The 13,993-nt window shown below is 43.1% G+C and carries 14 protein-coding genes; 4 read left to right on the top strand and 10 right to left on the bottom strand.

Annotated features, from left to right (window positions below):
• Window positions 1–97: 97 nt before the first annotated feature.
• Window positions 98–496: an OsmC family protein gene (locus LQ226_RS17160; protein WP_231419278.1), complete on the bottom strand. Its 399-nt coding sequence runs from the start codon at window positions 494–496 to the stop codon at window positions 98–100.
• A 210-nt stretch (window positions 497–706) separates the two neighbouring features.
• On the opposite strand from LQ226_RS17160, the gene LQ226_RS17155 reads away from it, so the two are divergent.
• The gene (locus tag LQ226_RS17155) at window positions 707–1,894 is read left to right on the top strand and encodes an MFS transporter (protein WP_231419277.1); all 1,188 of its coding nucleotides are present in this window, start codon (window positions 707–709) and stop codon (window positions 1,892–1,894) included.
• A gap of 116 nt (window positions 1,895–2,010) precedes the next feature.
• Here the strand turns inward: LQ226_RS17155 and LQ226_RS17150 are convergent, their stop codons facing one another.
• Window positions 2,011–2,847 carry a transporter substrate-binding domain-containing protein gene (locus LQ226_RS17150; RefSeq protein ID WP_231419276.1) on the bottom strand — a complete coding sequence of 279 codons (837 nt, stop codon included), beginning with the start codon at window positions 2,845–2,847 and terminating at the stop codon, window positions 2,011–2,013.
• 278 nt (window positions 2,848–3,125) lie between these two features.
• On the opposite strand from LQ226_RS17150, the gene LQ226_RS17145 reads away from it, so the two are divergent.
• A complete protein-coding gene (locus LQ226_RS17145) occupies window positions 3,126–5,054 on the top strand; it encodes a heavy metal translocating P-type ATPase (protein ID WP_231419275.1) in 1,929 nt (642 codons plus the stop codon).
• Window positions 5,055–5,330: 276 nt separating this feature from the next.
• Here LQ226_RS17145 and LQ226_RS17140 read toward each other — a convergent pair whose 3' ends face one another.
• From LQ226_RS17140 to LQ226_RS17130, 3 genes are read right to left on the bottom strand one after another with little or no spacing between them, the layout of a single operon-like run.
• Complete coding sequence (locus tag LQ226_RS17140) at window positions 5,331–6,146, bottom strand: YihY/virulence factor BrkB family protein (protein ID WP_231419274.1); 816 nt, start codon at window positions 6,144–6,146, stop codon at window positions 5,331–5,333.
• Window positions 6,147–6,184: 38 nt separating this feature from the next.
• A complete protein-coding gene (locus LQ226_RS17135) occupies window positions 6,185–6,478 on the bottom strand; it encodes a YtxH domain-containing protein (RefSeq protein WP_231419271.1) in 294 nt (97 codons plus the stop codon).
• A gap of 16 nt (window positions 6,479–6,494) precedes the next feature.
• Window positions 6,495–6,986, bottom strand: coding sequence for a low molecular weight protein-tyrosine-phosphatase (locus tag LQ226_RS17130; RefSeq protein ID WP_284526754.1), 492 nt, complete (start codon window positions 6,984–6,986; stop codon window positions 6,495–6,497).
• Between the two features lie 152 nt (window positions 6,987–7,138).
• Here LQ226_RS17130 and LQ226_RS17125 point away from each other — a divergent pair, with 152 nt between their 5' ends.
• Entirely contained in the window at window positions 7,139–8,509 is a 1,371-nt protein-coding gene (locus LQ226_RS17125) for an alanine/glycine:cation symporter family protein (RefSeq protein ID WP_231419269.1), read from the top strand.
• A 239-nt stretch (window positions 8,510–8,748) separates the two neighbouring features.
• Here LQ226_RS17125 and LQ226_RS17120 read toward each other — a convergent pair whose 3' ends face one another.
• From LQ226_RS17120 to LQ226_RS17100, 5 genes are all read right to left on the bottom strand, one after another.
• Window positions 8,749–9,675 (bottom strand): LiaF transmembrane domain-containing protein, encoded by a 927-nt coding sequence (locus tag LQ226_RS17120; protein WP_231419267.1) that lies wholly within the window; start codon window positions 9,673–9,675, stop codon window positions 8,749–8,751.
• Window positions 9,672–10,757, bottom strand: coding sequence for a hypothetical protein (locus tag LQ226_RS17115; protein WP_231419265.1), 1,086 nt, complete (start codon window positions 10,755–10,757; stop codon window positions 9,672–9,674). Before LQ226_RS17115 ends, LQ226_RS17120 begins: the two co-directional genes overlap by 4 nt.
• Window positions 10,750–11,199 carry a zf-HC2 domain-containing protein gene (locus LQ226_RS17110; protein WP_231419263.1) on the bottom strand — a complete coding sequence of 150 codons (450 nt, stop codon included), beginning with the start codon at window positions 11,197–11,199 and terminating at the stop codon, window positions 10,750–10,752. The genes LQ226_RS17115 and LQ226_RS17110 overlap by 8 nt, the downstream gene beginning before the upstream one ends.
• Window positions 11,199–11,762, bottom strand: a complete 564-nt coding sequence (locus LQ226_RS17105) for an RNA polymerase sigma factor (protein WP_231419261.1) — start codon at window positions 11,760–11,762, stop codon at window positions 11,199–11,201. The genes LQ226_RS17110 and LQ226_RS17105 overlap by 1 nt, the downstream gene beginning before the upstream one ends.
• A 137-nt stretch (window positions 11,763–11,899) precedes the next feature.
• Window positions 11,900–12,565, bottom strand: coding sequence for an SOS response-associated peptidase (locus LQ226_RS17100; protein ID WP_231419259.1), 666 nt, complete (start codon window positions 12,563–12,565; stop codon window positions 11,900–11,902).
• A 153-nt stretch (window positions 12,566–12,718) separates the two neighbouring features.
• Between LQ226_RS17100 and LQ226_RS17095 the strand changes: the two genes are divergently transcribed.
• On the top strand, window positions 12,719–13,906 hold the full coding sequence (locus LQ226_RS17095) for an NRAMP family divalent metal transporter (protein ID WP_231419258.1): 1,188 nt from the start codon (window positions 12,719–12,721) through the stop codon (window positions 13,904–13,906).
• Window positions 13,907–13,993: the final 87 nt, after the last annotated feature.

Raw genomic sequence — 13,993 nt, 5'->3', positions numbered from 1 at the left:
AAGTCCTCAATGTAGGAAAAACGGGAGCATTTCTTCCAACAGATATAAAAAAAGAGCTCCACTGCTCTTTGGCAGTAAAGCTCTTTAAAAATTCAACTTAATTTAATTCAATCGCTTCAACCGTTTCCTCAATCTCAATGCTACCTTTTACGGACTGAACCATTGAACAATTCTTGCTGGATAGCTCCAGATTCTTTGAAAGCTTTGCTTCATCTAGGTGAGAGCCTTTCACGACGAAGTGCAAGTGAATCTTCTCAATACGATTCGCTTCTGCTTCGTTACGTGTCACATCAGCCGTTACCTGAATATCCTCATATCCAACTCGCTGCTTATCCAGAATCTTACGATATACAGAAAGACTGCAGCTCGCAATGGAAGACACCATTAACTGGAATGGGCGAAACCCTTTTTCTTCATCTGGTGAAATATCTAATTGACCGAATTCTGTTGAGGTACGAATACCTTCGTTTTTCAAATGAAATTGTAGTTGTGTCATTAAGCTTCACTCCTTATCCATACAGTTAAATTCGTTGATACTTATAGTGTAACCGATCTTAAGGGATTGATAACGTATTTTGCTTACATTTACCCTTCATAACTGTGCTACAGCCATTTATGTGAAACAAGAGAATGATTGGTTTTTTCTTGCTATTTCCAATAACCGTTAGTAGCATAAACAGATGAACACTTTTTGGAGGATGACATCATGCATTCAACACGTTTTCGTTTTACAGTACTCATTCTTTTGGTTTCTATATCAGGCTTTACCCAGGGGATGCTTTTACCGTTAATCGCCGTCATTTTAGAACAAAACGGCGTATCTTCTTCCATTAACGGCCTTCACGCCACTGGTTTATATATCGGTGTTTTACTAGCATCACCTTTCATGGAGAAACCGCTACAGCGAATCGGATTTAAGCCGATGATCTTAATCGGAGGTGGGCTCGTTTTTGTATCGATGGCCTTCTTCCCTTTTTGGGAATCTCTTTGGTTTTGGTTTATCTTGCGTGTAACGATCGGAATAGGAGACCATATGCTCCACTTCGGTACGCAAACCTGGATCACCACAACCTCTCCTGAAGAAAGACGGGGCCGGAATATTGCATTATACGGGTTGTTCTTCGGGGTAGGATTCGCAATCGGGCCGCTTATGACACGACTTGTCGACATTCATATCGCTTTACCGTTCTTACTATCAGCAGGACTTAGCGTACTCGTCTGGTCCCTTATGCTATTTGTTCGAAATCAGTTTCCAGAAGATGATGGGGGCTATACCTCTTCTTCTAGCTCCTTCTCACGGTTCTTTAAGGCCGGGAAACTGGCGTGGGTAGCCTTTTTGCCCCCGTTTGGTTACGGTTTCCTAGAAGCGACTTTGCATGGAAACTTCCCTGTGTATGGCATGCGGATCGGACATGACGTAGACATCTTATCCCTCATTATTCCAATGTTTGCCGTGGGGAGCATCCTTTCTCAACTGCCACTTGGCGTGCTTAGTGATAAAGTCGGCCGAAAGAACGTGCTTGTCGGCGTTATTCTTGCGGGAGTCGTTTGTTTCTTCCTGGCATCCATCTTTGAAGATTCGGTGGGCTGGCTATTTGTTTTATTTACACTTTCAGGTATCTTTGTAGGATCTATCTTCTCTTTAGGGATCTCCTACATGACTGATATCTTACCGAGGAGCTTATTGCCTGCTGGGAACATTATGTGCGGGATTGCCTTTAGTATTGGGAGCATTATCGGACCTTACACAGGTGGGATCTTTATAGACCTGTTCCCAGAAGCATCTTTCTTCCACATTATCACAACAATGCTCATCCTGATTCTGATTCCAATCTCGCTCAAAAAAGAAAAACCACTCTCCAAGCAACACTCGAGAGTCCCTTCAACACAGTAAAGGGTTAAACGGTGTCAGACACACAGCAGCACACTAAAGCACTAAATGGTGTCTGGCACGCTTCGTTCTGGTACAGCACGAAAGAGCCATCCCGATTACATCGGGATGGCTCTTTTTTATTGCCAGGCAACAGGGCTTGGCTGGATGGGTTCAGTAGGTTTAACGGACGCATCTTCCCCAAAGAATTTTTCGGAAAGCCGAGTCAGTGTTCCCTTTCTTCTCAACTCAATCAAGGCTTCATTCAGGTTTTCTTGTAAAGAATAGTCCTCTTTTTTCAGTAGAATTCCATGTTCGGTTGGATTCAGTTTAATATCAGGGTGTAAGACCAGATCATACTGAGGGTATGCCTGAAGTCCGAGCTTGGATAAATAGTAGTCATTGATAATAACATCGAGGATTCCTCTGTGAACATCCTTCAAATAAATTTCGTTTGAAACATTATCATATGTAACCACTCTTGCTCCATAATACCTGGCAATCTCACTAAATGTCGTCGTAGCTTCCCCGCCGGCTTTTTTCTCATCGAGGTCTTCTACAGTCTCAATTCCGCTAAGGTTCTCTTCGCGTACAATCATCGTTGTATAAGAATATTTATAAGGATTGGTAAATAAATAGTTCTCTTTTCGATCCTCATTAATTTGGAAGTCATTGATGGCAGCATCTACCTTACCGCTTTTAATTGCTGCGAACATATCATCGACTCCCATTTCTTTAAAGACGATCTCAATACCCAATTGTTCACCCAGGGCCTCCATCACTTCCACATCATAACCTGTCAGTTCATCAGAATCTTCCGGGGTATAGGAAACCCCCACCAGTGTTCCGGAAGTCCCAACCACAAGCTTCCCTTCTTCCTTTACCTGTTCCCATTTCGTGGGTTCACTCGGGTTTTCAGCACAACCCGATAAGAAAAAGGCGAAGCATAACAAAGCTCCGTACAATAAGCGTTTCAATTTGTTGTCACTCCTCATGATGTCATCCCACTAAATATAGCAACCACCCCTACTGAATTCAAGGCAAATTCACCACTCATTTATAGGCCCAAGCCTATTTCAAATATAAACCTTGACTTCGATCAAAAACGTGCTACTATTAAATTACATACTACATTATAATAATTCTAAATAAGAATCATTATCACTATTAATTAAGCCTTTCATAAACATAAAAAATCCATATGAGATAAATGAAAAGAGTTTTCATTCTCAATTAAAAAAGGAGAGTTGAGAAAATGTCAGCCGAATCTAAACCAATGAGCGCCTCCTCCACCACCCATACCTCAGTGGGCTTACCAACTTTTATGAATACGTTAAAAGAACATGGTGAGTTAATTGCAGCGATTCTAAGCGGAATCATTATTCTGACTGCGTGGCTTTCTGAAAGCACATTTAGCCAACCTGTTACCGTTAGTTTGTATGTGATCGCCTTTATTATTGGCGGTTTCGCTAAAGCAAAAGAAGGCATAGAAGAAACAATCGAGGACCGGGACTTGAATGTTGAAATGCTGATGATCTTTGCAGCAATTGGGTCAGCTTCCATCGGCTATTGGACTGAAGGGGCTGTTTTAATCTTTATCTTCGCCATGAGCGGGGCACTTGAGACGTATACGATGAACAAAAGCCAGCGAGAGATTTCCTCTTTAATGGACCTTCAGCCAGAAGAGGCCCTTCGCGTCCGAAGCGGGAAACAAGAGCTGGTTCACGTATCAGAACTTGCAGTTGGAGACCATATCCTTGTTAAAGCAGGAGAGCGCGTCCCTTCTGATGGAGAAATTATAAAAGGAAACACCTCACTAGACGAAGCAGCCATTACAGGTGAATCCGTGCCTGTGTCTAAAGAAATTGGTGCAGAAGTTTTTGCTGGAACAGTGAACATAAACGGAAGTATTACCGTTCAGATTACAAAACCATCTAATGAAACGCTTTTCCAGAAAATCATCCAACTTGTTCAGTCTGCTCAAAGTGAAAAATCCCCTTCTCAGCTTTTCATTGAGCGTTTTGAAGGAACCTACGTGAAGGTTGTGTTAGTGGCAGTAGCTCTTATGATGTTTATCCCCCATTATGCTTTTGGGTGGAGCTGGCAAGACACGATTTATAGAGCGATGATTCTCCTTGTTGTTGCGTCACCTTGTGCGCTTGTCGCATCGATCATGCCAGCAACACTATCTGCCATTTCAAACGGAGCGCGACACGGAATCCTGTTTAAAGGCGGTGTCCACCTGGAGAACTTATCTCACCTACAGGCCATTGCTTTCGACAAAACGGGCACTTTAACGAACGGAAAGCCAGTCGTAACAGACACGTATTTCCGCTCAGAAACGGAAGACCTTCTTCCTGTCTTAACGTCGATCGAACGAGAATCGAATCACCCTCTTGCTCAAGCCATTGTGAAATACGGAGAAACAAATGGGGCAAAAGAGCATCTCGAAGTGTTCGATATGACCGATGTATCAGGTAGTGGTGTAACAGCTAAAGTATTCGGAAAAGAATGGAAGATCGGGAAAGCTGCTTTCGTGGGAGAAGAAGAAGCATTTCGCTTCCAAGATGGCATAGCAGAGACTCTCGCTAAAGAAGGAAAAACGTTAACCTTTATCGCCGATGAAGACGGCATTGCAGGTCTTGTCGCCCTTAAAGATACCATCCGACAAGATACAAAACGCGCTATTCAAACATTACGCCAAAACGGGATCTATACAGTGATGCTGACTGGGGACCACGAGACAACGGCCAAAGCGATCGCTGCCGAATGTGGTATTGATAATTATGTAGCTGAGTGTCTCCCTGAAGACAAAGTCGAACAAGTTAAACTCCTTCGTCAATCATTTGATCAAGTGGCGATGGTTGGAGATGGGATTAATGACGCACCTGCCCTTGCCACAGCTAACGTTGGGATTGCGATGGGAGAAGGAACAGACGTCGCGCTTGAAACAGCCGATGTTGTTCTTATGAAAAACGATTTACCTAAAATCTCAAACGCTCTAAACCTTTCCACAAAAATGAACCGAATCGTTAAACAAAATGTGATTTTCTCGATCCTGGTTATTATGCTTTTAATTATTTCGAATTTCCTACAGTTTCTCAACCTCCCTCTTGGTGTGGTAGGTCATGAAGGAAGCACCATTCTCGTTATATTAAACGGACTAAGGTTATTACGATCTTAATACGAAAAAGCCCTGCTACGTTTTGTAGCAGGGCTTTTCTTATAGGAGAGAAGCCTATTTTTCAGGCTCACCCTCTATTTTTAATGGAAGTTATTCTTTTTGTTCGCAGAACTGCTTGTTTTGTGCTTTGAGTCATCAGACGTTTGCTTGTTCTGGTTTTTATCGCTGCGTGCTTTTTGGTTACGTTTGTTATTAGCCATTCGTCATCAACCTCCCTCTCGTGAAGTCCTCCTTAGAATGCGCGTTTAAGAGGTACTTTATGTACGAAGGAAGGAGTTACCGTTTAAACCATTGCCGCTCTCGAAGCATCGCATTGATTTCTCCACCAAGGATAATGACAACCCCCGAAAGGTAAAACCAAATCATAAGAATAATAACTGCCCCTAAGCTTCCATAGGTAGCTGAATAATTGCTCACCCCTGAATTCACATAAAAGGAAAACCCGAGTGACGCGGCCTGCCAGGTCACTGTCGCAAATACAGCGCCGAGAAACGATTGTCTGATATTCACATGGTGGTTCGGTGCCAAGATATATAAAGACATAAGTACAAGTAGAAATAACGTAGAGGATATCACCCACCTAAGGGCGTTCCAAATCGCTAAGAAGTCCTCAGATACTCCAAACCATGAAAAAATATAGACCCCTATCGCTTTCCCGAATACCGGAAGCATTAGTGCGACAAGAATAACAATAAACATCGCAATCGTTAGTACGATAGCGATCATCCGACTCTTAATAAAAGAACGATCCTCATCTACCTCATAAGCTCTGTTAAAGGCCCGCATTACAGCATTGGTACCATTCGAAGCAGACCATAATGTTGCAATTAAACCAACGGATAACAACCCCGAATTTTTCGTTTCGAGATTCGAAGTCAATAAGTCCATTGCTTCACTCGGAATATACCGAGACATCGCCAAGACGATATCTTCAATGGAAATGGGTAAATAAGCCATCAACGCAATTAAGAAAATCATAAACGGAAAGATAGATAACAGAAAGAAATAAGCCAATTGAGCCGCAAGCCCAGCTACCTCATGCTCTGAGAAGCGATGAAACAAATCTTTCCCGAACCTAATAATAGTCGACAAAATATCCCCCTACCTCACGTGAGAATAATAGAGTATTCCTACTCCGTAGATTCTTCGCTTTGGCTTTCGATCTTCTCTAGAAAGTCATTTAACTGATCCAGGATACGAACAGCCTGCTCAGAACCTGTAGTTACAGCTTGCGCCACATGCTCATATTTCAAACGAAGGTCATGCACGGCATCAGACGGGTGTGATGCATAGGCTTTTACCTTCTCACTCGTTTGTTTTACACATGTAACTGCCTCGGAACGTGTATCTTGATCAAAAAGCGCGTATGCTACACCCACTAAAGCGCCCACTAATAAACCTTTACCTAATTTAGATTCTCCCATGGGATCTCCTCCTATTTTATAACTGATAGGCTTCTTTTATGTCAGCTAAAAGATTCTCACAGCCTTTTTGAACTAACTCATACACTTCTTCAAAATTACCTGTAAAGTAAGGGTCTGGTACATCTTTCGAGTCACTGTCATACACGTAATCCATAAACGTAGCCACGACCACACCTTCATCAAATGACCTTAACGACTCGAGGTCGCTGTAATTCTGACGATCCATCGCAATAATGTAATCAAACTCATCCCAATCCGAAATAGCCACCTGTCGTGCTGTCATTCCTTCATATGAGACACCCTCAAGATCTAACATCCTCCGCGTATCCAGATGGGGAGGCTTTCCCTCATGCCAATTTCCCGTACCAGCTGAGTCGATCCGGAACTGTCCCCCCAGTCCTTCTTTCTCTGTTAAATTTCTAAACACCGCCTCAGCCATCGGAGAGCGACAAATGTTTCCAAGACATACAAACAATACGTTAATCAAACGATCACCTTCTTCTTTCATTCATTCTTCTTTTATTATATAAAATCCTCTACCCAATTACACATCATAGCTCTTTTCGTGAACTTATGAAAATTTTTAACGCGAGATCCCTTGACATTCACGCTAATTTTTCAGAATATTTATACTATACAAAAAAAGGAGGTCAGGTACTTATGCAAGAAAAGGTTTTGAAAGTCTTGGAAGATATAAGTGGATTTGTATGGGGAGTACCGCTTCTTGTTCTGTTAGTCGGAACAGGAATATACTTAACGATTCGCTTAGGTTTCTTACAATTACGTATGCTTCCCTACGCCCTCCAGCTTGCTTTTAGCCCGAATAAGCAAGACAAAAAATCAAAAGGGGATATCTCTCACTACCAATCATTAACGACCGCTTTAGCGGCTACCATTGGAACAGGGAATATCGCTGGTGTAGCTGGGGCCGTATTATTAGGAGGACCTGGCGCTATTTTTTGGATGTGGATTACAGCCCTATTTGGTATGGCAACCAAATACGCAGAGGCAATCCTTGCGGTTAAATATCGCGTTACAGACAAAGATGGGAAGATGTCCGGTGGTCCTATGTACTACCTTGAAAAGGGACTAAAAGCTAAGCCCCTTGGCATTTTATTTGCCTTCTTTGGTTCGATCGCCGCTTTTGGAATCGGGAATATGGCTCAGTCTAACACGTTAGCCGATGCCGTAGATACCACGTTTAATGTCCCGACTTGGCTAACTGGAATTATCCTAACAGCTTTAACCATCCTTGTTGTTCTAGGTGGAATTAAGAGTATCGGAAAAGTGACTTCTTTCTTTGTACCGATAATGGCAGTGTTCTACATTATTGCAGGTCTTATTATTATTATTTTAAATTTAGATCTTGTGGGCCCTGCCTTCGCAACTATCTTTAGAAGTGCCTTTACCGGAGAAGCTGCTGTCGGGGGAGCAATCGGGAGTGCAATCCGATACGGAGTAGCACGAGGAGTATTCTCAAATGAAGCAGGTCTTGGTTCCGCACCAATAGCGGCCGCTGCTGCCAAAACAGATTACCCAGGTCGTCAGGCCCTTGTTTCCATGACACAGGTCTTCCTTGATACGATTCTGGTTTGTACCATTACTGGACTCACTATTGTGATGGCGGACCTTTATACAGGAAACATTGACGGCGCCGATCTAACAAGTGCATCTTTCGAGAAATTCTTAGGTAACACTGGTTCGATCATCGTCGCAATTGGATTAGTCTTCTTTACATTCTCAACCATCGTCGGCTGGTCCTACTACGGGGAGAAATGCTTTGGGTATTTAACAAAAGAACGAATGCTACCAGCATACCGTCTTGTGTTTATTGCCTTTGTATTCGTCGGAGCTGTCGTAAAGATCGACATCGTTTGGACATTTGCTGATATCATGAACGGCCTAATGGCTGCACCAAACTTAATCGGTCTCCTTGGACTATCTGGCGTTGTCGTTTCCGAGACAAAACGATTCATGAGAGTCGCCAAAGAAGAACGACAAGCAAACTCAAAAGCACAAGTGCCCGGTTAGCAACGTATGGACTGGACTGAACCAGCGCGAGATAAAGGAAACACGATGAGCCTTGGCGAATCGATGTTGACTTATCGACCAGAGGTGAGGGAAGTCCACTAGTTGCTGGGCACTGGAGCTGGATGTAATCAAAAGCGCAAGTACCCGGTTAGCAACGTATAGACTCGACTGAGCCGGCGCGAGATAAAGGAAACACAAAAAGAGCATCCCTCCAAGGATGCTCTTTTTTCCTATAATTCTTAAGACCGAGGTCCCACATCTTTAATCGTAAATTGATCAATTAAATTCACTTGAATGGTGGCTTCTCCGTCTCCAAAGACCTTCTCTTTATAGTAAAGTTTCTCTCCCTTTTCCTCTTCACCACCAATGGTTTCTTCCTGATCCCAATTCACGTCCCAGCCAATTTGCTCCGAATAACTTTCAGCACGAACCGTTACATTGGCTTCTTCAGGAAGGTCTAACACCATACTTCTAGCTTCATCAATCATCCAATCGCCTGTAATCGTGCCAGTATTCAGGTTTATATCGCCTATGGATCCGCGAATCTCAACATCCACATCCTCTGGCAGAGAAATTGTTCGATTATAGAACGTTCGACTGTGATACAGACCGTCTTTAGAAGCACCTTGCAATAAACGAATATACATTTTGTCTCCCACTACATTTACAGAAGCTACATCGCTCTTTTCGATATCTGCTGATTTTTGAAAATCCGATCTGAACGTCCCAAATATATGAAGCTCCCGGGCATTATTCGTTTCAATGGCGAGATCATTATACGATTCTTCTAAAATAACCGTATCAATTTCTTCAGTCACCTTCTCCTTGAAAGACGGCAAAGAACCTTCCTCCCAGTCCGTATGCATGGCCCCCTTCACCTCATTAACTAAACCAAGGGAAGTCATTAAGTAGAGCCCAATCGCCACGGTTCCGAGTACTCCAATAAAGAAGATCGATAAGATATCATATTGAACGACCGGCTTTTCCTTCTTAGATAAGACAATATAGACCAATACTTCAACACCAAGTACGATTAAAATAAATGGCCACCAAGACATCGTTAAGGTTACAGGATCCCATTCTGTAAACTGACCAACCATAAGTAAAGCCCCTAAAAAGATAAGGGCAAGCCCCATCGATATTGTTCCGACTCTCCACTTCCTCATTTGCCTACCTCCTCATTCTTTACTTTCGAACCTAGTAATAGCTTGATTCCTCCGCCTATAAAGAGAAGGCAAACGATAATCATTTGGAAATAGCGTTCATAATAATAGTAAAGGTTAACTTGAAACGTCTCTCGTATTTCATCCGCTAAGACAGGCATGAGCACATCGTCTAACATGTAGAAGAATCCTAGCAGGATAAGCACAATACCAATCCAGCGCTGGTGATTGATAAAGTATTTAATGACCGGCACATCTTCAATCGCTTCATCTTCGTATCGGCTAGCAAGCTGAAGAGTATCAAAGAAGCTGAAGAACCAAATAATTGGAATCAGGAATAAGAAAATGGATAGATTCAATACATCGAGAATGTAAATCGATAATAAGAACGCCGCCATCAGTTGAAGTCCTCTGCGCTGTAACCCTAAGTACATATGACCCGCACCAGGGAAGATCCCAAGCAACGTGGCAATGACGCGGCTCTTCTTCCCACTGTCGCGATGACGATCGAAATCTTCTAGAATTGTCCGATCCTCTAGCGGCTCTCCATTATCTTTTTGGTTTAACAATTGAATCACATCAAATAATCCGTAAATCCAAATAATCGGAAGGGCCAATAGGAAGATTAAGAAACCTCCTGTGCTCGTTATAGCGGTAACAAAGAAGATCATCGTTCCAACTCCCAGGAAACCCGTTAAAAAGGTTAGCCCTCGCTGATTCAAACCAAGATAAAAGTGACCGACGCCTGGGATAAAAGATAGGAGAATCGTGCCCAATCGCTCCTGGCTTTCAGGTTGCGTGGCACTTGTTTCGTACCCTGTTTTATGAGATTCTTTCTCCCCTTTCTCTAATCTTCTCATAGCAAAAATCATATCTACCATGTTAGCCAGCCATACCAGACAGGCTAACGAGAAGGGAACAAGAAACAATGGGTCACCAGTCATCACAGCTGCACCTGCAGTAAGCACTAGCAAAGAAAAGAATAGCCCCCCAAACATCAATCCTTTCAATTTCCGTCCAAGATAAAGCTGCCCAAACCCTGGAACGAACGATAAAAAGAAGGCTAGAATTATTGATTTATTCATCTACATCACTCCCCATTTCTTCATTTACTTTCTGAAGTAAGCGATCGGTCTCACTTACAATATTTTTTGAGATGGAAGGTCTTTCTTTGAACGTATCCTCATCGAATACATGAATGACCTGCTCAAACGCACCTGACACCATCAAAACAAGCGTTAAACCAGCTGCGAGTCCGTAATGCATCAACGTGCGTTTTTGCTTTTGAACAGAGGTTCGTTTGACCTCAACTGTAGGCATAACTTGTTTCTCTATAATTTGATCAATCGTTTGATCAGTAAAATCATCAGCGAGTGATGGTTCCAATGTCCAGCTTTCTAGTTCCGTCATGTAAGCTTCAAAGCAAGAATCACATGTGTCTAAGTGTTCCTCTATGGCCATGCGCTCATTTTCGCCCAGTTGATCAAGAACATAGGCTTCTAATTGTGTCGTCTCAATATGCTTCATTAAAACTCATCCTCCTTCCAATGTTGTTTCATCCACTTCCTTGCCCGGTATAAGCGCATTTCTACGGTTTTCTCTTCCAGCGCCTGCTCTCTGGCGATCTCCCTGTAAGACTTCCCATCTATGTAATACGCCTGAACGACACCTTGATAATTTGCAGGTAACGATTGAATCGACTGGGACACAGCCGTAACTTTCTCATGTTCAAGCCAAACTTGTTCAGCACTTTTGCTTCGCTCATATTCAAGCACGTCATGAGACAAATCTTCTTTCTGCCTGGCTTTCTTTCTCTTAAAGTCAATCGCTTTGTTCATCGCAATTCGACTTAGCCAGGTCTTAAACCCTTGCGACTGATAGGAGGGGAGCGCATCTACCATCTTCATAAACGTCTCCTGCGCCAGATCTTCAGCCTCTTTCTCATCCCGAACGACACTGTAGGTCACTTTGAACACGTGCCCTTTGTAGCGCTCAATCAATAGTCTAAGCGCCTGCTGATGACCTGCTTTTACCTTTTCAATTAACCGCTCATCCTGAATTAAGCTCCCCTCCCTTCTCTTTAAATCCACCCTTATAGACGAAGCATACACGAAATCCCCTACACTTTTTAGGAAAATTTTTAAAATAGACGTTCGTATGCATCTTAAAGCACAAAAAAGCTCAGGATAATATCCTGAGCTTTGGAAGATGATTCGTTTACTACAATCTAGGTTAACGATTCGATACATGCAGGTCCTTCATTCTTCGCATGATTCACATACGTACTGACTGGATAAGCATCTAAAGCGTCCATTTGAAGATTAATCAGATAGTCATGAAGCTCGTTTACATCTCGCTTCTTCTGCTCCATCCACCATGCCTCATCTTCTCTCGGTAAAATAACAGGCATACGGCTATGAATCGGTTCCATGAACTCATTCGCTTCCTTCGTTAAGATTGTACAGGTGACGAGCTCCTCATCCCCTTGTTTAAAGCGGTCCCATAGACCAGCAAACGCAAAGAAGGATCGATCTTCAGGGAAAATACGATAAGGTTGTTTCTGACCATTTTCCTTCTTCCATTCATAGAAACTATCGGCTAAGATCAGGCACCTTTTTCTTTCTAATAACCGTTTAAAACTCGGTTTTTCATGAGCCGTTTCAGATCTTGCGTTAATCATTTTGTAGCCAATAGAAGGATCCTTCGCCCACACAGGCACGAGCCCCCACTTCAGTTGGCCAATCCGGTTCTTCTCTCCGTCATTTACAACCGTTACGACTTGTTGACCAGGTGCAATGTTATATCGCGGTTCTATCCAGGAATCACCAGGAGCGATCCCATACGCTTTTAAGATCTCATGCTCTTCTGCTGTAAAAGTAAATCGACCACACATCCCATACCGCTCCTTTCTATTTAATGGTAGTGTAAGCATTTTACAAATAGATTTCAACTCGCAGCTCCACCGTTAGAAGGAGGGCGAAATGATCTGGATGTTTTATATTTTTAGTGATAGAATTTTTAGACATCGAAATTAAGGAGGCACAACATGGACCAACGTTCTAGACTAAGGTTGCTTCTTGGAGCAGCTTTTCTGATGGCCACTTCTGCAATTGGCCCAGGATTCCTCACTCAAACCACCACATTCACAGAACAACTCGCAGCAAATTTTGGTTTTGTTATTCTCATCTCTATTATTATCGACATTGGCGCTCAACTTAATATATGGCGCATTATTTCTGTAAGCGGTAAGCCCGCACAGGATATCGCGAACAGCGTCCTCCCAGGGCTCGGCTTCGTTCTTTCGATTCTGATTGTACTAGGAGGACTTGCTTTTAACATTGGTAATATTGCCGGGGCTGGATTAGGGACGAATGTATTGTTTGGCCTTTCTCCTAAGATCGGAGCATTATTTAGCGGGATTGTAGCGATCGGAATCTTCCTCGTTCGAGAAGCCGAGAAATTAATGGATCGGTTCGCTCAAATTCTAGGATTTATTATGATCGGCCTTACCATCTACGTGATGTTTACAGCCCAACCACCCGTCGGAGAAGCCGTAATCCGATCCGTCGCACCTGAGAAAATTAACTTTCTTGCCATCGTAACACTCGTTGGAGGTACCGTTGGAGGATACATAACGTTCGCAGGTGGGCACCGCCTTCTTGAAGCAGGTATTAAAGGAAAAGAATCACTTGGTTACGTCAATCGAAGCGCGATCTCCGCCATCAGCATTGCATCCATTATGCGAATCTTTTTGTTCCTCGCAGCTCTTGGTGTAGTCGCTCAAGGAATTACATTGGACCCAAGCAACCCACCCGCTTCCGTATTCCAAGCAGCAGCAGGAAACGTTGGGTACAAAATTTTCGGCGTCATTATGTGGTCAGCAGCCGTAACGTCCGTAGTTGGAGCTGCCTATACATCCGTTTCCTTCATTAAAACATTCAGCCCGTTCATTGAACGAAATCAAAAATGGATTATCGTCGGATTTATTGCCGTATCTACCCTTGTCTTTAGCTTAGTTGGGAAACCTGTAAGCTTATTGATCTTGGCCGGCTCATTGAATGGACTCATCTTACCACTATCACTCGGGGTTATCTTGATCGCCGCGCATAAAAAGTCTGTTGTCGGTGATTATAAGCATCCCGTATGGTTAACGATCTTCGGTGGATTTATCGTAGTCGCCATGGCTTATATGGGTGTAATTTCCCTATTTGAAGGAATGAGTTCGTTGCTTTAAACACCGGTAAACATGCATAGAGCAAAAAAGCCGCTTCCCATCCCGGAAGCGGCTTTTTCTGACGACCTCTGTTCATCCAAATAAGGA

The sequence above is a fragment of the Pontibacillus sp. HN14 genome (assembly GCF_021129245.1).
GTDB lineage: Bacteria > Bacillota > Bacilli > Bacillales > BH030062 > Pontibacillus.
This window is presented reverse-complemented; position numbering and strand designations above follow the sequence as displayed.